At 73.0% G+C, this 19,275-nt stretch carries 17 protein-coding genes; 9 read left to right on the top strand and 8 right to left on the bottom strand.

What is annotated here, in order from left to right:
* Nucleotides 1–117: 117 nt before the first annotated feature.
* The 6 genes from R9X44_RS33995 (at nucleotide 118) to proC (ending at nucleotide 6,872) form a co-directional block, all read left to right on the top strand.
* On the top strand, nucleotides 118–1,329 hold the full coding sequence (locus R9X44_RS33995; protein WP_319818488.1) for a CoA transferase: 1,212 nt from the start codon (nucleotides 118–120) through the stop codon (nucleotides 1,327–1,329).
* A 100-nt stretch (nucleotides 1,330–1,429) separates the two neighbouring features.
* Entirely contained in the window at nucleotides 1,430–2,239 is an 810-nt protein-coding gene (locus R9X44_RS33990) for a glucose 1-dehydrogenase (protein ID WP_319818487.1), read from the top strand.
* A gap of 14 nt (nucleotides 2,240–2,253) precedes the next feature.
* The gene (locus R9X44_RS33985) at nucleotides 2,254–3,123 is read left to right on the top strand and encodes an enoyl-CoA hydratase/isomerase family protein (protein ID WP_319818486.1); all 870 of its coding nucleotides are present in this window, start codon (nucleotides 2,254–2,256) and stop codon (nucleotides 3,121–3,123) included.
* Between the two features lie 141 nt (nucleotides 3,124–3,264).
* Nucleotides 3,265–4,755: a hypothetical protein gene (locus R9X44_RS33980; RefSeq protein ID WP_319818485.1), complete on the top strand. Its 1,491-nt coding sequence runs from the start codon at nucleotides 3,265–3,267 to the stop codon at nucleotides 4,753–4,755.
* Nucleotides 4,752–5,366: a DUF305 domain-containing protein gene (locus R9X44_RS33975; protein ID WP_319818484.1), complete on the top strand. Its 615-nt coding sequence runs from the start codon at nucleotides 4,752–4,754 to the stop codon at nucleotides 5,364–5,366. The genes R9X44_RS33980 and R9X44_RS33975 overlap by 4 nt, the downstream gene beginning before the upstream one ends.
* Before the next feature lie 84 nt (nucleotides 5,367–5,450).
* Nucleotides 5,451–6,872 carry a pyrroline-5-carboxylate reductase gene (gene proC / locus R9X44_RS33970; RefSeq protein ID WP_319818483.1) on the top strand — a complete coding sequence of 474 codons (1,422 nt, stop codon included), beginning with the start codon at nucleotides 5,451–5,453 and terminating at the stop codon, nucleotides 6,870–6,872.
* A 9-nt stretch (nucleotides 6,873–6,881) separates the two neighbouring features.
* On the opposite strand, the gene R9X44_RS33965 is transcribed toward proC, so the two are convergent.
* Genes R9X44_RS33965 through R9X44_RS33940 form a run of 6 tightly spaced genes read right to left on the bottom strand, consistent with a single transcriptional unit; the run spans nucleotide 6,882 to nucleotide 12,262 of the window.
* Nucleotides 6,882–7,277, bottom strand: a complete 396-nt coding sequence (locus tag R9X44_RS33965; RefSeq protein WP_319818482.1) for an ACT domain-containing protein — start codon at nucleotides 7,275–7,277, stop codon at nucleotides 6,882–6,884.
* An 11-nt stretch (nucleotides 7,278–7,288) separates the two neighbouring features.
* Nucleotides 7,289–8,023 (bottom strand): ATP-binding cassette domain-containing protein, encoded by a 735-nt coding sequence (locus R9X44_RS33960; protein WP_319818481.1) that lies wholly within the window; start codon nucleotides 8,021–8,023, stop codon nucleotides 7,289–7,291.
* Nucleotides 8,016–8,924, bottom strand: a complete 909-nt coding sequence (locus R9X44_RS33955) for an ABC transporter ATP-binding protein (protein ID WP_319818480.1) — start codon at nucleotides 8,922–8,924, stop codon at nucleotides 8,016–8,018. Before R9X44_RS33955 ends, R9X44_RS33960 begins: the two co-directional genes overlap by 8 nt.
* Complete coding sequence (locus tag R9X44_RS33950; RefSeq protein ID WP_319818479.1) at nucleotides 8,917–9,753, bottom strand: ABC transporter permease; 837 nt, start codon at nucleotides 9,751–9,753, stop codon at nucleotides 8,917–8,919. The genes R9X44_RS33955 and R9X44_RS33950 overlap by 8 nt, the downstream gene beginning before the upstream one ends.
* Nucleotides 9,750–10,739 carry an ABC transporter permease gene (locus R9X44_RS33945; RefSeq protein WP_319818478.1) on the bottom strand — a complete coding sequence of 330 codons (990 nt, stop codon included), beginning with the start codon at nucleotides 10,737–10,739 and terminating at the stop codon, nucleotides 9,750–9,752. Before R9X44_RS33945 ends, R9X44_RS33950 begins: the two co-directional genes overlap by 4 nt.
* A 2-nt stretch (nucleotides 10,740–10,741) precedes the next feature.
* Nucleotides 10,742–12,262 (bottom strand): ABC transporter substrate-binding protein, encoded by a 1,521-nt coding sequence (locus R9X44_RS33940; protein ID WP_319818477.1) that lies wholly within the window; start codon nucleotides 12,260–12,262, stop codon nucleotides 10,742–10,744.
* 233 nt (nucleotides 12,263–12,495) lie between these two features.
* Here R9X44_RS33940 and R9X44_RS33935 point away from each other — a divergent pair, with 233 nt between their 5' ends.
* Both R9X44_RS33935 and R9X44_RS33930 read left to right on the top strand, forming a co-directional pair.
* Nucleotides 12,496–14,139 carry an amidohydrolase gene (locus tag R9X44_RS33935; RefSeq protein WP_319818476.1) on the top strand — a complete coding sequence of 548 codons (1,644 nt, stop codon included), beginning with the start codon at nucleotides 12,496–12,498 and terminating at the stop codon, nucleotides 14,137–14,139.
* A 73-nt stretch (nucleotides 14,140–14,212) separates the two neighbouring features.
* On the top strand, nucleotides 14,213–15,619 hold the full coding sequence (locus R9X44_RS33930) for a glucose-6-phosphate dehydrogenase (RefSeq protein WP_319818475.1): 1,407 nt from the start codon (nucleotides 14,213–14,215) through the stop codon (nucleotides 15,617–15,619).
* A 3-nt stretch (nucleotides 15,620–15,622) separates the two neighbouring features.
* Here the strand turns inward: R9X44_RS33930 and R9X44_RS33925 are convergent, their stop codons facing one another.
* Nucleotides 15,623–17,053 (bottom strand): FAD-binding oxidoreductase, encoded by a 1,431-nt coding sequence (locus tag R9X44_RS33925; protein WP_319818474.1) that lies wholly within the window; start codon nucleotides 17,051–17,053, stop codon nucleotides 15,623–15,625.
* 213 nt (nucleotides 17,054–17,266) lie between these two features.
* Here R9X44_RS33925 and R9X44_RS33920 point away from each other — a divergent pair, with 213 nt between their 5' ends.
* A complete protein-coding gene (locus R9X44_RS33920) occupies nucleotides 17,267–18,130 on the top strand; it encodes a hypothetical protein (protein ID WP_319818473.1) in 864 nt (287 codons plus the stop codon).
* A 3-nt stretch (nucleotides 18,131–18,133) separates the two neighbouring features.
* On the opposite strand, the gene R9X44_RS33915 is transcribed toward R9X44_RS33920, so the two are convergent.
* Nucleotides 18,134–19,105 (bottom strand): helix-turn-helix domain-containing protein, encoded by a 972-nt coding sequence (locus tag R9X44_RS33915; RefSeq protein WP_319818472.1) that lies wholly within the window; start codon nucleotides 19,103–19,105, stop codon nucleotides 18,134–18,136.
* Nucleotides 19,106–19,275: the final 170 nt, after the last annotated feature.

Below are 19,275 nucleotides of genomic sequence, written 5' to 3'. Positions count from 1 at the left end.
CCGGTACGCCCCAGGTAAGGGCCTCACCAGTACCGAGGGCACCCGAAGGCCGCCAAGGAGCGTCCTGGTAGGTTCCTGCCGTTTGGCACGTTCCGCGTGTGCGGAGAGGGGGCGGGCATGGCCGACGCCGGAGACGTCTGGGGCCCTGACGAGGACGGCATCCTGTCCGGCCTGCGGGTGCTCGACCTCAGCCGGGTTCTCGCCGGTCCGTACTGCGCGCAGATGCTGAGCGACCACGGCGCGTCGGTACTGAAGGTGGAGGGCCCGGCCGGAGACGAGACCCGCACCTGGGGCCCGCCCTTCCACGACGACGGCACGAGCGCCTACTTCTACGGACTGAACCGCAACAAGCGCAACATCTCCCTCGATCTCGCCGACGACGCAGGCCGCGCGGTCCTCACCCGCCTCATCGGCGAGGCCGACGTGGTCGTCGAGAACTTCAAGGCGGGCACGATGGCCCGCTGGGGCCTCGGCTACGAGGACGTCCTCGCCGACCGGCATCCGCGCCTGGTCTACTGCAGGATCAGCGGTTTCGGCGCGGACGGCCCGATGGGCGGCCTGCCCGGCTACGACGCGGTCCTCCAGGCATACGGCGGCCTGATGAGCGTCAACGGCTACCCCGACCGTGAGCCGCTGCGCGTCGGCGTCCCGGTGGTCGACGTCATGACCGCGCACCTGGCGTTCAGCGGCGTCCTGCTCGCGCTGCACGAGCGCGCCGCGAGCGGCCGGGGCCAGCTCGTGGACGCGGCCCTGCTCGACGGGGTCGTGTCGCTCCTGCACCCGCACTCGGCGAGCTGGACCGCCGACGGCAGGGTCCCGCGCCGCACCGGGGGAGCGCACCCCGTCCTCGCGCCCTACCAGGTCTTCACGACGCGTTCCGGCGACTTCTTCGTCAGCGCCGCCAACGACCGCCAGTTCGCCGCCCTGGCGACGGTCCTCGGCAGCCCCGAGCTCGCGACCGACCCGAGGTTCGCCGACAACGCCGGACGGATCACCCACATCAACGAGCTCGTCCCCCTCCTCGCCGAGCTCATCGACGCCTGGGACGGGGCTGAGCTGACCCGTCGGCTGATCGCGGCGGGCGTCCCGGCGGGCCCGGTCAACGACGTGGGCACCGCGCTCACCGACCCCCAGGTGCGCCACCGCGGCCTCTATGTCGACAACGACGATTACCGGGGCGTCGGCGTCCCGGTGCGGTTCGGCAGGTCGCGCACCCGCGAGCCGAGCGCGCCCAGGTCGCGCGGCGCGGACACCGCCGAGGTGCTGCGCGGTCTCGGCTACGGCGAGGCGGAGATCGCCAGGCTCGCCGCGGCCGGGGTGCTGCGTTAAATACTTTATATATTGACAGATACTGTCACTTCAGGAAGAGTTCCCGGAGCGCGTCCCGGACCCACCCCCCTTCGCCGGGCCGCGCCGAGGAGGATCATGCGTGACGCAGTCCGGCAGGTTCCGCGCGAGGGCGGCCGCCGTGGACGCTGACAAGCTCAGGTCGCTGTTCGACCTCACCGGCAGGACCGCCCTGGTCACCGGCGGCACCCGTGGCATCGGCCTCGCCATCGCCGAGGGCTTCGCCGCGGCGGGCGCGCGCGTGGTCGTCGCCAGCCGCAAGCCCGAGGCGTGCGCGGCCGTCGAGGCCCAGCTGAGGGCGCGCGGGGCCGAGGCCCTCGGCGTCCCCACCCACCTGGGCGACCTCGACGCCCTCGACGCGCTCGTCACCCGCACCCTCGACGCGTTCGGCGGCCTCGACGTCCTCGTCAACAACGCCGCGAACCCGTTGGCGCAGCCGCTCGGCTCCCTCACCCCCGAGGCGTTCGCCAAGTCCCAGGACGTCAACGTGCGCGGCCCCGTGTTCCTCGTCCAGCGCGCGCTGGAACCCCTCACCGCGAGCCCCAAGGCGTCGATCATCAACGTCGTCTCAGCGGGCGCGTTCCTCTACTCGCCGTACGTCTCCATGTACGCCGCCGCCAAGGCCGCGATGGTCTCCTACACACGCGCGATGGCCGCCGAGTTCGCGCCGCGCGGCATCCGGGTGAACGCGCTCGCCCCGGGCACCGTGGACACCGACATGGTCCGCAACAACCCGCCGGAGTTCCAGAAGGCGATGGAGGAGGCCGCCTTGCAGCGCCGGATGGCCGAGCCCGACGAGATGGTCGGCCCCGCGCTCTTCCTCGCCTCGGACGCGGCGAGCTTCATGACCGGCCAGGTCCTGCACGTCGACGGCGGCCTCGTCACCCGCTGACCGGAAGGAATCCCATGCTGACCAACGGCGACGCCTATCTGCGCGACACCCCCGCCTCGGGCCACACCGTCAGGTCCGAGGAGCCCGCGCCCGGCGTCCGGCTGCTCACCCTCGACCGGCCGGAACGGCTCAACGCGATGTCCGGCGAGATGATCAAGGACCTGCACGCGGTCCTCGACGAGATCGCGCTCGACGACGCCTGCCGCGTCGTCGTCCTCACCGGCGCGGGCCGGGCGTTCTGCGCGGGACTCGACCTGTACGACCCGCCGCGCCGCGACAACGCCGAGCCCGCGGACGGCCACGCGCCGCGCCTGTCGAGCCCGCAGGCCGGGCTGCACGTCCAGCAGGCGATCGCGTCGCTCGTGCCGAAGCTCCGCAACCTGCGCCAGCCGGTTATTTCCGCTGTGAACGGGCCGGCGTCGGGCGGCGGCTTCGCCCTCGCCCTGGCCAGCGACGTGCGGGTCGGGGCGGCCTCGGCGCGGTTCAACGCCGCCTTCGTCCGGATCGGCCTGTCCGGCTGTGACATCGGCGTGAGCTGGCTGCTGCCCAGGCTGGTCGGCGCGGGGATCTCGCACGAGCTGCTGCTCACCGGCAGGTTCGTGGACGCCGACGAGGCGCTCCGGATCGGCCTGGTCAGCCGGGTCGTGCCCGACGGCGCGGTGGTCGAGGCGGCGCTGGAGACCGCCGCGCAGATCAGCGCGAACAGCCCGATGGGCGTGTGGATGACCAAGGAGGTCGCCTGGAGCCAGCTCGAGGTGGCGAGCCTCCAGGCGGGGATCGACCTGGAGAACCGCACCCAGATCCTCACCTCCTACACCCGCGACCAGACCGAGCAGATCGCCGCTTTCCTCCAGAAGCGTCCCGCGAACTACACGGACTCCTGACCGCAGAAGGCCCGCCCGGTTTTCCGTACTTTGCCACGAAACGCCGTTCTCTTTCTGTGGGAATATGACTCTTGTCACACGGTAATCGCGGATCTATGTTCAATCCGTGACCCTGGCGCGAGGCGGAGGCGGGTGAGACCTGTGGCGCGAGCGACGACGTCCGAGGGAACACGACGACGGGTCGGCGCGGCCCTCGTCGGGCTGCTCATGGCGGTCGGCCTCGGGACGGCCGCGGCCTCACCCGCCGTCGCCGGGGCTGCGGTGAGCGCGAAGGTGCCGCGCGCCCACTGCGGCCCGGGCTCCCGGCCGGAGACGGGCCTGCAAGGGCAGGTCCCGTTGAAGGATCGTAAGAACGGACGCTCCCAACGCGGCTATGAGTGCAACCTTGAACTCGTCGGCCGCTACCAGGGGCAGGGGAACGGCATCGTCGCCGCGTCGTACGGCACATGCCAGTACCTCGGGACCGTCCTGCCGAGCGCCGTCGCCGCGAAACGGCCGGGCGTGAACGTCGTGGACTTCAAGAACCCGCGCAAGCCGAGGATGACGACGTCGCTGGTGAGCCCGGCGACCCTCGGCGGCACCTGGGAGACCCTGCGCGTCCACCAGGGCCGCGGCCTGCTCGCCGCGGTGTCGGTCGGCGCGGTCGTCGGCGGGTTCTTCGTCTCGGTCTACGACGTCAAGACCGACTGCGCCCACCCGCGCCTGCTCAACGGCGTCAAGGGCACCAAGCTGACGATGCCCGGCGCGTTCCCCGGCCACGAGGCCGCCTGGTCCCCGGACGGCCGCACCTACTGGACGACCGGGATCGTCGGCGGCGTCGTCGCGGCCCTCGACATGACCGACCCGCGCAAGCCGAAGGTCGTCTTCAACGGCCTCACCGACACCATGTCGCACGGCGTCTACGCGAGCCCCGACGGGAACCGCCTGTTCATCGCCAACTCCGGCATCCCGGCCGGGATCAGCGTCTACGACTCGAGCGCGATCCAGCGCCGCAAGCCGAACGCGCGGCTGCGCCTCATCTCCGAGGTCTCCTGGCCCGACGGGATCGTCAGCCAGTACGCGCACCCGTTCACCCAGCGCGGCAGGACCTACCTGATCGCGGTCGACGAGCTCGGCTCGGGCGGCGTCCGCTTCTTCGACATGACCAACGAACGCAGACCCAAGCTGGTCCGCAAGATCAAGCTGGAGATCAACAGGCCCGAGCACGCCAACGCCCGCAAGGCCGACCTCGCGAAGAACGGCATCTTCGGCTACGACTCGCACTACTGCTCGATGGACCGCACGGTGAACCCGACCGCGCTGGCCTGCGGCTGGGCGCAGTCGGGCATCCGCGTCTTCGACATCCGCGACATCAGGAAGCCGCGCGAGATCGCCTACTTCAACCCGCCGGGCCAGGTCGGCAAGCGCAAGAAGCTCGCGAACTCCGCGCACGCGTTCGTCCCGTTCGGCGGCTACTTCTCCGACCTGCTGAACACCGCGCCCGACGACGCGCCGCTGTACACCGGCGAGACCGACATGACCGCCGACTGGTGCATGTCGCCGCCGCGCTTCGCCGGGAACCGCCTCTACGTCGCCTGCGACGACAACGGCGCGCTGCTGCTGCGCTTCAGCAACGGCGCGTACCCCCTGTGACCAGGGCGCTTGCCGGACGCGCCCTCATCGCCGTCCTGCTCGTCGCCCTCGGCGCGACCGCGGCCCTGCTGGCCGCCGGACGGGGCGGCGAGCAGGACCGTCCGGCGGGGAAGGTGGAGATCGGCTTCGCGCAGGACATGATCGCCCACCACGCCCAGGCGGTCACCCTCACCCAGGCGGTCCTCGGCGGCGACCCCGGCGACTCCGTCGCCCAGCTCGCGACGGGCATGCAGCTGGCACAGCTCCGCGAGATCGGCCAGCTGGAAGGCTTCCTGACGCTCTGGGAGGCCCCCCACATCGGCGCGGACCCGCCCATGTCATGGATGGAGACCCACCCGCACAGCGCCGACGCGCCCATGCCCGGCCTCGCCACCCCCGACGAGATCGACGCGTTCGCCGACCTGAAAGGCGAGGCCCTGGAAGCGCGCTTCCTCCAGCTCATGATCCGCCACCACCAGGGCGGCGTCCTGATGGCCGACGCCGCCGCCCGCCGTGCCGCCCATCCGGCGGTCCGCACCCTCGCCCTGCACATGTCGGCCGCCCAGCGCAAGGAGACCGCCACGATGACGGCCCTGCTCGCCGCCCTGGGCGCGGAACCCCTGCCCGCCTGACGACGCCCGGGCCGCGAGGCCAGGGCACGGTAAAGATCAAGCGGCCTCGGGGTGGGGGTCGGGCGGGGCGGCAACACCGGGCTTATGGGGACAACAGGGCGTGAGGTCGCGGTGGTCGGCGTCGGACGGCTCGGCGAGGCCGTGGTCAGGGGGCTGCTGCGCGGCGGGGTCCCGGCCGGAGGGATCGCCGGGTCCTCGGGGTCGGCGGAGGCGGCGGCGAGGCTCGGCGGAGAACTGGGGATCGCGGTGGGGACCGACCCCGCCGAGGCCGCGCGCGGCGCGGCGACCGTGCTCGTGGCGGTGCCGCCGCCCGGGGTGGCCGGGGTGCTCGAGCGGATCGCGGGCGAGCTGCGGCCCGGCGTGCTCGTGGTGTCGCTGGCGGCGGGGGTGCCGCTCGCCCGGGTCACCGAGGCGCTGCCCGACGGCGTCGCCGGCGTCCGGGCCATGACGAACATCGCCGTCGCCTACGGGGCGGGGATGACGGTCCTGTCGGCGGCGGACACGACGCCGCCCGAGGCGCGGCGGCGGGCTGAGGAGGTGTTCCAGAAGGTCGGGGCAGTCACATGGGTGGGGGAGGCCGAGCAGGGGGCGGCCACCGCCGTCGTCGGGTCAGGGCCCGCGTATCTGTACTACGTCGCGGAGGCGATGGTGGAGGCCGCCGTGGGGGAGGGCCTCGCCCCCGAGACGGCTCGTGTGCTCGTCACCCGGACGCTCGCCGGTGCCGGGACGCTGATGTGCGAGGAGAAGGCCGCGCCCGGCGAGCTGCTGGCCGAGGTCGCGACGCCGGGCGGGACGACCGCCGCCGCGATCGACAGGCTCGACCGGCGGCATGTCTCGCGTGCCGTGCGCGAGGCGGTGCGCGCCGCGACCGAGAAGGCGTCGCCCACCCGCACGAGCCTGCCCGAGGTGCTGCGGACGCGTGCCGGGCTTCCGGTGACCCGGCTTGAGTTCGCCTCGGGCGGCGTGTGGGAGGAGCCGTTCGTGGTCCGCCCGCACACCGCGTCGGCGCACGAGCTCAGCGAATGGATCGCCGCCGCAGGGCCCGACGTCGCGGTCGAGGTGTTCTGCACCGACGAGGTGTTCCTCGGCGCGCGCTGCGCCGACCCCGCGTTCCTGCACGCGATCGTCGGCGCGGCCGCGCGCGGCAGGTGGGGCGCGCTCGGCGACGCGCCCGCGCACTGGCGGCTGCCCGACGGCACCCCGCTGCTGTCGGCGGACCCGCCGGACAAGCTCGAGGTCGGCGTGGTGGGCGCGTGGCGGAGCGTCGGCCCGTCCGTCGTCTGGCGGCACGGCGAACAGGACCCGGATCTGGCGCGCCTGGGCGAGGCGCTGCGGCTCGCCGCGCACCCCACGCCGGTCGCGGTGGAGGCGTCATGGACGATCGCCGCGCCGTCCGGGCCGGTGCCGACGTGGATCGGGGTGAACGTCTCGCAGCCGCTGCACCGGCTCGACGAGGGCAAGCTGACCTCCGTCGCCGACAGCTTCCTGCACCGGCCCGGCGGCTGACCCGGCCCGTCAGGCCGACGCGGCCAGCTCGACGAGCAGCGCGACGGCCCGCTCGGCCTCGGCGTGGGGGACGAACAGGTGGTCGTGGTGGAAGCCCGCGACGACGTTGCAGCTCACCCCCGCCGCGGCGAGGACGCCGGAGACGGCGGCGGTCAACCCGACGGCCGCCAGCGCCGAGTTGACCCGCAGGGTGATCCAGCCCGCGACGTAGTCATAGGCGAGGCCCGCCGCGTCGGCCTCCTCCTGACGCAGCACGAGCGTCACGCCCTCCGCCTCCGCGACGGTCACGACGGGCGCGACCCCGGGCGGCACGGGCCCGGGAACCGTCGTGAAGACGTAGCGGCCGGGGTTGAGGCCCGGCCGCATTCCGGCGAGCAGCTTGGCGAGATCGGTCTCCGGTGGCACAGCCGACGAGCCTAGCCGCCCGCCGACGCCAGAAGGGTCCGGGTGTAGGGGTGTTCGGGCGCGCGGAAGACCCGCTCGGTCGTCCCCTCCTCGACCACCACGCCCTCGCTCATCACGGCGGTCCGGTGCGCGAGCGCGCCGACGACCGCGAGATCGTGCGAGATGAGCAGGTAGGCGAGGCCGCGCGTCTCCTGGAGTTCGAGCAGCAGGTTGATGATCTGCGCCTGGACCGACACGTCGAGGGCCGTGACGGGCTCGTCAAGGACCAGCAGGTCGGGTGAGAGGGCGAGCGCGCGGGCGATCCCCACCCGCTGCCGCTGCCCGCCCGACAGCTCGTGCGGTCTGCGCGCGGCGAACGACGGATCGAGCCCGACCTCCCCGAGCAGCGCGCCCACGTCGGCGTCGCGGCCCTGCAGCCTGAGCGGTTCGGCGAGCGACCGTCCGACGGTCCAGCGCGGATCGAGCGAGCCCGACGGGTCCTGGAACACCATCTGGAAGCGCGGCCGCAGCGGTCTGAGCCGCCGCCCGGACAGCCCGGCTAGTTCGACCCCGTCGAACCTGACGCTCCCCGACGTCGGCCTGGTGAGCCGCACCGCGCAGCGCCCGAGCGTCGACTTGCCCGACCCGGACTCCCCGACGACGGCGACGGTCTCGCCCCGGCCCACCGCGAGGCTGACGCCCGCGACCGCCTCGAAGCGCCCGTAGGACTTGCGGACATCGGTGAGGGAAAGCAGCGGCTCACTCATCGGCGGCCGCCCAGCACGCGACGCCGCCCACGAGCTGAGGCGTCTCGGTCGCACAGCGCGCCAAGGCGAGCGGGCAGCGCGGATGGAACGCGCACCCCGACGGCCGCGCCGACGGATGCGGGGCCTGCCCCGGGATCACCGGGAGCGGCCCGCGCGCCGCGCCGAGCCTGGGCCGCGACTCGAGCAGCGCCCGCGTGTACGGATGCCGTGGTCTCGCCGAGATCTTCGCGGCGGGCCCGGTCTCGACAAGCCGTCCGGCGTACATGACGGCGACGTCGTCGGCGTGCCTGGCGACGAGGTCGAGGTCGTGGCTGACCATGACGGTCGCCGCCCCTGTCTCCTTCTGCGCGGACAGCAGCAGCTCCATGATCTGGGCCTGGACCGTGACGTCGAGGGCCGTGGTGGGTTCGTCGGCGATGAGCAGGCGCGGGCCGAGCGCGATCGCGACGGCGATGCCGACGCGCTGGCGCTGCCCGCCGGACAGCTGGTGCGGGAACGCCCGGTGCCGCGCGACGCCGACCTTCGCCAGCAGCGCGACGGCCCTGCGCCTGGCCTCGCCGCGTCCGACGCCGTGCACGCGGTACACCTCGGCGACCTGCGCGCCGGCCCGCATCAGCGGGTCGAGCGAGGCCGACGGGTCCTGGAACACGAGCCCGACGTCCTTCCCGCGCACCTTGGCGAGCCTGGCGTCGGTCAGCGGCGACCCGTCGAGGGACACCTCTCCGGCCGAGCGCACTACCCCTTCCTGGAGCAGCCCCGCGAGCGCGAGCACGGCGGTGGTCTTCCCGGAGCCGGACTCGCCGACGAGCCCGAGCATCGCCCCCGCCGCGACGGCGAACGACACCCCGTCGACGAGCACGGTCTTGCCCGCGGTGACGCTGAGGTCTTGGACTTCAAGCACGGTCGCTCTCCTTGACGTCGAAGACGCGGCGCAGGCCGTCGCCGAGGAGGTTGACGAACAGGACGGTCAGGGTGAGCGCGAGGCCGGGCCAGAGCGGCACCCACCACGCGGTCTCCATGAGGTCGCGCCCGTCGTTGAGGATGGTCCCCCACGACGGCGTCGGCGGCCGGACGCCGAGCCCGAGGAACGACAGGCCGCCCTCGATGAGCACGAGCGCGCCGACCATGAACGTCCAGATGACGGCGTTCGCGCCCGCGACGGCGGGCAGCAGATGCCTGGCGATGACATACCTGTGGCCGCCGCCGAACCCGACGGCGGCGCTCACGTAGTCCTCGCCCTTCAGCCGTCGTGCCAGCGCGCGGGTGACGCGCGCGGGGGTGACCCATCCGGCGAGCGTCAGCAGCACGATCAGCACCGGCGTGGACGACCCGACGACGGTGATCGCGGCGATCGCCAGCACGAGGAACGGGAACGCGATCCACAGGTCGCCGACGCCCATGATCAGCCGGTCGATGATCCCGCCGAGGTATCCGGCGACGAGCCCGGCGAGGATGCCGAGGAAGCACGCGAGGGTTGCGGCGACGAACCCGACGAGCAGGGACGTCCTGCCGCCCGCGAGGGTGCGGACGAGGAGGTCGCGGCCGAGCTGGTCGGTGCCGAGCGGGTGGCCGGGGATCGCGCCGTCCATCCAGAACGGCGGGGCGAGCCCGTCGGCGAGGTTCTGCTTGAGCGGGTCGGCGGGCAGCAGCAGCGGCCCGAACGCCACTGCGGCGGCGAGCAGTGCTAGCCCCGCTAGCGCGATTCGCGCCGGGGTGGAAAGACGGCTCATCCGGCGGACTCCCTTCCGACGCGCGGGTCGGCGACCCGTCCGAGGACGTCGCCCAGCGCGCTGACGGCGACCACGATGACGGCGACGGTGAAGACCGTCGCCTGGACCGTCGGATAGTCCTGTTCGTTGATCGCGATGACGAGCCCGCGGCCGATCCCGTCATAGGCGTAGAGCTGTTCGACGAGGACGGTTCCCGACAGCAGGTAGCCGGTGTCGGTGACGAGGAACGCCAGCACGGGCGGGAACGCGTTCGGCAGCGCGTGCCGCCACAGCACCCGCGAGCGGCCGCCGCCCTTGGCGACGACGGCGCGGCAGAAGTCCTGCGACAGCGCCTCGATGACGCCCGCGCGGGTCAGCAGCACGACCCGGGCCAGCGTGAACAGCGCGAGCGTGATCACGGGCAGCACGGTGTGCGCGGGCGTGGTGGAGCCGTAGGAGGGCAGCCAGCCGAGCCACAGCGCGAACACCAGCAGCAGGACGAGCCCGAGCACGAAGTTCGGGATCGCCTGGCCGAGCGCAGCCGCCCCGGCGATGATCCTGCCGAGCGTGCCCTCCCGCCGTGCGGCCGCGAGGACCCCGAGCGGCAGCCCGACGGCGACCGAGACCACGAGGGTCGCCGCGACCAACTGGAGGGTCAGCGGCAGTTTGGCGAGCACGGCCGGAAGCGCCGCCTCGCCGGTGCCGCGCGCGTCCCCGAAGTCGAGGCGCGCGACGTCGCCGAGGAAGGCGAGGTACTGGTCGAGGAACGGGCGGTCGAGGCCGAGCTGGGCGTGCACCTTCGCCAGGTCCTCCGCGCTGCCGCCCGGGCCGACCATCACCGCGGCCGGGTCGCCGGACAGGTGCAGCAGCGCGAACAGCAGCGTGAGGATGCCGAGGACGGTCACCGCCAGGCGGACCGCCCACACCGCGACGGTCCACAGGAGCCAGGTCGGCACGGCCGGACGCGCGCGTGACGCGTCCGGCCGCTTGAGTGACGCGGTCGCCAAGGTCAGGACTTCTTCTTCGACGTGGCGAGCGAGGCGTTGCCGTTCGGCGTCAGGCCGAGGTCGACGCTCTCGGGGTGGACGTAGACGGTCTTGGGCCAGGCGAGGAACACCACGCCGGCCTCCGCGTTGAGCACCCCCGCCATCTCCCGGATCGTCGCGGCCCTGGCGTCGGGGTCCATCTCGGTGCCGGACTCGGCGAACAGCGACGTGTAGTCGTCGTTCTCGAAGTGGCTCTGGACGCCCTCGGGCTGCGGCCCGAACCTGCTGACGCTCGCGATGTCCTTCAGGTCGAAGTAGTCGGTCTGCCAGTACAGCAGCGGCACCTCGCTCTTCTTCAGCAGCGAGGTGATGAACGTCGCGAGGTCCTGGATGACGACCTCGCTCTTGATGCCGACCTCGGTGAGGTAGCCCGCGACGATCTCGGCCTGCTGCTTGAACAGCGCGGTCGTGGCGATGTTCAGGGTGATGCCGTCCGCGCCCGCGTCGGCGAGCAGCTGCTTGGCCTTGGCGGCGTCGAACCCGAAGCCCTTCAGGGAGTCGTCGTAGCCGGGGTAGCCGGGCTGCAGGAGCTGGCCGGTCGGCACCTCGCCGAAGCCGGACAGGCCCTCCTTGACGAACTCGTCCTTGTTGACCGCGAGGTTGAGCGCGGTCCGCACGTTCTTGTCGCGCAGCTTCGCCTCGACCGCCGGGATCATCGACAGGATCGCGCAGGACCCGGCCGGAGGGGCCTGCACGTTGAAGTCCTTGAGCTGCGCGGCGACGGCGGGCGGCAGGCCGAAGACCGCGTCGATCTCGCCGGAGCGCAGCGCCGTCGTCATGGTGCCGGAGTCGGGGATGGCGATGAGCCGGGCCGAGGTGAGCGTCTCGGGCGCGCGCCAGGACTCGGTGAACGCCTCGAGGTCGATGCTCTTGTTCGGCTCGTACTTGGCGACCTTGAACGGCCCGGTGCCCGAGGCGACCTTGGCCGGGTCCTTGTCGAAGACCGCCGGGTCGACGATGTGCAGGCGGCTGAGCCGGTTGAGCAGGACGGGGTCGGGCTTGGACGTGGTGACCCTGACGGTCTTGGCGTCCACCGCCTCCGCGCCCTTGAGGAAGCCCATCTCGCCCTTGCGGGCGGCGAAGGCAGGGTTGTCCGACAGCACCCGCTCGATGTTGGCCACCACGGCGGCGGCGTCGAACGCGCCGCCCTCGTGGAAGACGACGCCCTCGCGGAGCGTGAACTCCACGGTGAGGTCGTCGACCTGCTTCCACGCGGTCGCCAGGGCGGGTACCGGCTTGCCTTCCGCGCCGAGGTCGACCAGCGGGTCGTACACCTGGGTGGTGAACGTGGTCCCGACGCTGGACAGCGCGATCAGGGGGTCGAGGGAGTTGGTGATGGAGGTCGAGGCGAAGACGAGTTGGGTGGAGGCGGCGTCGCCGCCGTCCTCCTCGGAGCTTGTGGCGCATCCGGCCGCCATCGCGAGGGCGGTGACGCCGCCCAGCTGGAGGAGCCTTCTGCGGCTGAGGTATATGACTTCGCCCATTTTCCGTTTCCTTACAAGAAACACCGTTACGCTGAAGGGAACGTAAGTCAGCCGCCGGGAGGCCGTCAAGAGAGCAGAGGACGCCGACCCCTCGCCGAAACCGCGCTTAACGCGACGGTTACCGGCCCGGGTCCCCATGGGCTTCCGGGAGGGCCGAGTAGGACCTACTCGGCGATTTCGGGCATGCTTGTTCCGGTGCGCGACGGAGCGCGCCGGGTGCGGAAGGAGCACGCATGAACGACCGTCCCGCCGACCTGGTCTTCACCGGGGGACCGGTCCTGACCATGGACGCGGCCCGCAGCAGGGCCACGGCCCTGGCCGTCAGGGACGGGCGGATCATCGCGGTCGGACACGCCGAGGTCGGGGATCTGGTCGGACCGCGGACCGAGGTGGTGGAGCTGCGCGGACGCGCGCTGCTGCCCGGCTTCCAGGACGCCCACGTCCACGCCGTCATGGGCGGGATGGAGCTGGCGCGCTGCGACCTCACCGGCACCACCGAGGTCGCCGAGTACCTGCGCCGCGTGCGCGCCTACGCCGACGCCAACCCGGGCCTGCCGTGGATCACCGGCGGCGGCTGGTCGATGGAGAGCTTCCCGGGCGGCGCGCCCACCGCCGACCTGCTCGACAAGGCGGTCCCCGACCGTCCCATCCTGCTGCACAACCGCGACCACCACGGGGCCTGGGCGAACTCCCGCGCGCTGGAGATCGCCGGGCTCACCGCCGCCACCCCCGACCCGGCCGACGGCAGGATCGAGCGGGACGCGGCGGGGCACCCCTCAGGCACGCTGCACGAGGGCGCGGTCGACCTCGTCGGCGCACACGTCCCCCCGGACACCCCGCGCGAGCGCCTGGACGGCCTGCTGCGCGGCCAGGAGACGCTGCACGCCCTCGGCATCACCGGGTGGCAGGACGCGATCATCTGCGGGACCGACGGCTACCCCGACGTCTCCGACGCCTACCTCACCGCCGCGCGGGACGGCACGCTCACCGCGCGGGTCGTCGGGGCGCTGTGGTGGTCGCGGACCAGGGGGGCCGAGCAGATCCCCGACCTCCTCGACAAACGCGAACGCCTCACCGTGGGGCGGCTGCGCTGCTCGTCGGTCAAGGTCATGCAGGACGGCGTCGCGGAGAACTTCACCGCCGCGATGACCTCCCCCTACCTCGACGCGTGCGGCTGCCAGACCGGCAACAGCGGCCTCAGCTTTGTGGACCCCGAGGCGCTGCGCTCCTACGTCGTGGCCCTCGACGCGCACGGCTTCCAGGTCCACTTCCACGCGCTCGGCGACCGGGCCGTCCGCGAGGCGCTCGACGCGATCGAGGCGGCCCGCGCCGCCAACGGCTTCCGCGACACCCGCCACCAGCTCGCCCACCTCCAGGTCGTCCACCCCGACGACGTCGCACGCTTCCGCGCGCTGGGCGCGATCGCGAACCTCCAGCCGTACTGGGCGGCGCACGAACCCCAGATGGACGAGCTGACGATCCCGTTCCTCGGCAAAGAACGCGCCGCCTGGCAGTACCCGTTCGCCGACCTGCACCGCGCGGGCGCGACCCTCGCGGCGGGCAGCGACTGGCCGGTGTCCACCCCGAACCCGTTCGAGGGGCTGCACGTGGCGGTCAACCGGGTCCTGCCGGACTCCGACGGTCCGGTGTTCCTGCCCGACCAGCGGCTCGACCTGACGACCGCGCTCGCCGCCTACACGGCCGGCTCCGCCCACGCCAACCACCTCGACGACACCGGCTCGCTCGTGTCCGGCAACCTCGCCGACCTCGTCGTCCTCGACCGCGACCCCTACGCCGACCCCGACGCGCTCGCCGAGACCCGCGTCGACCTCACCTACGTGGAGGGGAAGCGGGTCTTCGCCGCGCCGACCGCCTGACCTGCGCGGGGTTTCCCGGGGCCGCGGTGACGGGAAGGGCCACGGGGGAGACCGGAAGCGGGGGAGGGCCTTCATGGAGGGTGCTGAGCGGCGGGCCGACGCGCTCGTGCTGTTCGGGATCACCGGCGATCTCGCCGCCAAGATGGTGCTCCCTGCGCTGTACCGGCTGGTGCGCGATGGGTTCGACCTCGGCAGGGTCGTCGGCGTCACGCGCGGCGGAAAGACCGTTGACGACCTGCGGAAAAGGGCGCGTGACGCCGTCGCGGCGCAGGGCCCGGTGGACGAGGACGCGTTCGCCGCGTTCGCCGCCGCGCTCCGGATCGCCGCCGTCGACTACGACGACCCCGACACCTTCGAGAGCATCGCCGAGGAGATCGCCGACTGCGGTTTCGTCGCCCATTATCTGGCGATTCCGCCCGAGCAGTACGCCAAGACCGCGCAGGCTCTGGCGTCGGCGGGGCTGAACGAGCGGGCCAGGCTCGTCGTGGAGAAGCCGTTCGGGCACGACCTGGAGTCCGCGCGGGCGCTTGAGGAGGAGCTGACCCGCTGCTTCCCGGCCGAGGAGATCCGCCGCGTCGACCACTTCCTCGGCAAGGACGCGGTGGAGAACCTGCTCGCCTTCCGCGCCGCGAACTCCCTGATCGACCGGGCGCTGCACCGCGAGGCCGTCACCTCCGTGCAGGTCTTCGGGATCGAAGATCTGGACGTCCAGGGCAGGGGAGGGTTCTACGACGGCACCGGATGCCTGCGTGATGTCGTGCAGAACCATCTGCTCCAGACGCTCGCCTACTTCGTGATGGAGACGCCGGAGAGCGGGTCGGCCGAGGACGTCGTCACCGAGCGGGCCCGCGCGCTGCGCGCCTTCCGCACGGTCGACCCGGCCGACTACGTGCGCGGCCAGTACGAGGGCTACCGGGAGACCGAAGGGGTCGCACCGGACTCCACGACCGAGACGTTCGCGGCGCTCCGGCTGTTCGTGGACACCCCGCGCTGGGCGGGTGTGCCGTTCTGCGTCCAGGCGGGCAAGGGGCTCGCGACGACCGCCACGGAGATCGTCGTGGAGACGCGCAGGCCGGTTCCTGCGTCCCGGCACTCCAGGGATGTGGAGAAGGCGCCGCCCGACCTGCTGCGGTTCCGGCTCGAACCCGAGGCGGGCCTGACTGTCCAGCTGCTGACGGGGCGCGGGTCGAAGCCGGGGGATGCCGCGCGGACCGGCGACAGGATCGACCTGATCGCGGCGTCGGCCGACTTTCCGCATCTCACCGGCAGCAACGTCACCGCCTACGAGCGCGTCATGGCGGCGGTGATGACGGGCGACCCGCGGCGGTTCGCCAGCCCGCGCGCGATCGAGGAGTGCTGGCGGGTCGTCGCGCCGATCCTCGACCCGAAGGACGCGCCCTTCCCTTACGCCAAGGGCAGCGACGGGCCCGCCGAGGCCGCCCGGCTCACGCCGGACGGCCGCTGGTACACGCCGGGCTGACCGTCAGGGCCTGATGAGGTCGGGGTCGTCGCCTATGACCTTGCCCGGGTTGAACAGGTTGAGCGGATCGAGCGCGTCCTTGACCGCGCGCTGCATCGCCCGCACCCCGAGGGACAGCTCCTGCCGCATGCCCGCGCGCTTGAGCAGGCCGACCCCGTGCTCGCCGGTGACGGTGCCGCCGAGCGCCAGCGCCGCGGCGATGAGGTCGTCGAACGCGGCCTCGGCGGCGGTGCGCGCGGCCGGGTCGCCGGGCGGGGTGATGAGCAGCGGGTGCAGGTTGCCGTCGCCCGCGTGCGCGATCGTCGCGATGCGGATGCCGTGGCGGCGCGCGATCTCCTCGACCTTGGCGAGCATCAGCGGGACGGTCGAGCGCGGCACGCACACGTCCTCGGTGAGGACGGGCCCGAGCCGCTCGAGCGCCGGGTAGGCCAGGCGGCGCGCGGAGAACAGCGCCTCGGCCTCGACCGGGTCGCTCGACCGCTCGGCCCACAGCGCGCCCGCGTCGCGGAACGCCGTCGCGACGGCCTCGGCCTCCTCCTCGCCCGCCGCGCCCGGCGAGTCGACGCTGGCCAGCAGCATCGCCTCCGCCGACGGGTCGACGCCAAGGTGCTTCCAGTCCTCCACGGCCTGGAGGCAGGTGCGGTCGAGCAGCTCGAGCGCGGCGGGCACGAGGCCGCGCGCGGTGACCAGCGCGACGGCCTGCCCCGCCTCGACAAGGCCGGAGAACGAGCCGACGACCGTGCGCGGCGCGTCACGGCGGGCCGGACGCAGCCGCAACGTCACCTCGGTCACGACGCCGAGGGTGCCCTCGGAGCCGACGAACAGGCTCGTGAGGTCATAGCCCGCGACGCCCTTGGTGGTGCGCCTGCCGAGCCGCGCGCGGGTCCCGTACGGGCCCGCGGGGCCGCCGACGACGGCCTCCATGCCGAGCACGTAGTCACGGGTGACGCCGTACTTGAGGCAGCACAGGCCGCCCGCGTTGGTGGAGACATTGCCGCCGATGGTCGACCAGGGCGCGCTCGCCGGGTCCGGCGGGTACCAGAGGCCGTGCTCGGCGACCGCCGCCTTGAGGTCGTCGTTGACGACGCCCGGCTGCACGACCGCGATCATGTTCTCCGGGTCGATCTCCACGATCGCGTTCATCCGCGACATGTCGAGCACGAGACAGCCGTCCACGGCGTTCGCGCCGCCGGAGAGCCCCGTGCCCGCACCCCTCGGCACGACGGGCACGCCGAGGTCCGCGCAGGCCGCGACGGCCCGCGCGACCTCGTCGGCGGAACCCGCCCGCAGCGCGGCGAGCGGCGCGCCGACGGGGGCCCACGCCGCCTCGTCGTGGCTGACGCCCGTGAGCACGTCGGGGTCGGTGATGAGGCGGCTGTCGGGCAGCGCCTTGGCCAGGTCGTCGACTGTCGAGAGAGAAATGACGCACCTCACTTTCCTTCTGAAACTACCTCTCACCAGCACGCTCTCGCCCAACCGGCACGCGGTGCGATCATTCGGTCAAGCCGCGTTCACACCGGAGGAACCTTGCGTAAAACACGCGCACTGCTCACTGTCGCCGCACTACTCGTCGTGGGTGTGGGCGCGGCACCCTATGCGGGGGGTCCCGAGCCCGTCGAGGTCCAGTACGGGGACTCGGGGTGTCCCGTGCGTCCGATCAGCGACGTGGACTACGGCTGGGGCAGGATCGCGCCGTGGGGGCCGCCGAACACCCGCGCCCTCGCCGAGGACGGGGCGGTCGAGGCGGTGCTGTGCCGGATGTCGGTGTTCGAGGAGGCCCGCTGGACGGAGGCGCTGCGGCTGACCGAGCGCGTCGGCGAGCTTCAGGACGTCCTGGCTGACCTGCCGAGGTCGGGGTGGGGCTCTGGCCCGCACACCCTCGTGGGATACCCGTCGGTCAACCTCGTCCTGCGGTACGCCGACGGGCACCGGACCGCGTTCGAGTTCGCGTTCAGCTCCGGCGAGCTCAGGGGGCCGCGCGCGGTGCGGGACGGAGCGCGGGAGACGCACAACGCGTTCCTGCGGCTGTGGCGGGCGGAGACCGCGCGCGACCCCGCCGAGATCACCCCGGTGGCGTGCCTTGAGACGCTTCCCGACGAGTTCGCGCAGGCCGCCGTCCTGCATCCCGCGCCGGGGATCGTCACCGACTTCAGGAGGGGCTCGGGCGTGCGGGAGGTGCCGTCGGCCCTCGCCGTCGCGCGGGCGTGCCGGTACGCCGCCGACAGCGCGGGGCGTCTGACGCTGCGGGAGCAGGCGGTCGCCAGGGACGGCATGGTCGAGCTGCGGGACATCGTGGAGGCGTCCGACCAGGGGACCTCGCGTCTGAAGTGCGCGAAGAAGTGGACCGAGGGCGGGCTTCGGGGGGTGGAGACGGTGCACGCGACCGACGTCAACGGCGGCACCGCGCACCTCGCGCTGAGCCGCGACCTGTGCGGGAGCGGGCCGTCGTGGTGGCCGGGGAGTGACGCCGCGCCGGAGGCCGTCGCGTTCGTGACGCGGATGCTGGGGTGAGCGTCAGGGGGCGCGGTGGAGGCGGCGGAGGGTGAGGGCGAGCTGGAGGCGGAGGCGGCCCTGGGGGGTGTGCGGGGGCCAGCCCAGGAGGCGTTCGGCCTGGACGAGGCGGTCCTGGAGGGTCGAGTGGTGCAGGAGGAGCGTGGAGGCCGCGGCGCGGAGGCTGGGGGCGGAGACGATCGCGTCGAGGGTGGCGAGCATCCAGGGGGCCGACTGGGCGGCGCGGTCGAGGCGGGTGACGTCCTCGATCTCGGGGGTCTCCGGGGTGACGGCGCGGGCAAGGAGGAGCAGCGCGCCGGACTCGGCGGCGTGGACGACGCGCGGGCCGGGGTCGTGGTCGGAGCCGTCGGCGGTGAGGCGCAGCGCGAGCCTCGCGGCCTCCCAGGAGGCGGGCAGGTCGAGCAGGGGCGTGCCGGGGCCGACCCCGGCGCGTGAGCCCTCCATGGGGGCCTCGTCGTGTCTGAGGACCGCGGCGCGGCCGTCGAGGTAGGCGACGGCGCGTAGGAGGCCGGTCTCCGGCAGGCCGAGGCGGCGGCCCGCGAGCGCTCGCGCCTCCTCGGGGGCTTCCGCGTCGAACAGCGTCTCCAGCGACGCCGTCGCGACCGCGCGGCCCCGGGTGCGGTCGAGCACCGCCGCGGCGGCCGCGGCGGCCCGCTCGAGGACCATCGCGTCCACCGGCCGCGGCGGCCCGGCGTACTCCAGCCAGAGCACGCCGGAGCCGACGCCGGTGCGCGGCCACGCCGGATCGGGCTCCCCGACGGGTTCGCCCGGAGACCCATCGGGAGACACCCTGATCCTGACCCGCCGCCCCTCGTCCACAAGCGCCGCAGGCGCCTGCGCCAACAACGCCGCAGCCCTGACGATCATGGCAAGCCCGGCCCCATGCGCACTGAGGTCGTCAAAGTACGCGATAACGCGCAACGCCGCCCCCGCCTGCGGATCCAGCGCATCAAGCCGAATCGTCAAATCCTTCATCACCCTCCCTCCCCGGACTGTACCTACCCCCACCCACCCCCACCCCCCCCACAACCCAAACCCCCGCCCCCCACAACCCAAACCCCCGCCCCCCACGACCCAAACAGCCCTAGCCGCTCTAGCCGCTCTAGCCGCTCTAGCCGCTCTAGCCGCTCTAGCCGCTCTAGCCG

Origin of the sequence: Actinocorallia sp. A-T 12471, assembly GCF_033875155.1 — a bacterium.
Lineage (GTDB): Bacteria > Actinomycetota > Actinomycetes > Streptosporangiales > Streptosporangiaceae > Actinocorallia.
Note: the sequence above shows the minus strand (reverse complement) of the source record. Positions and strands in the feature narration are given on the sequence as shown.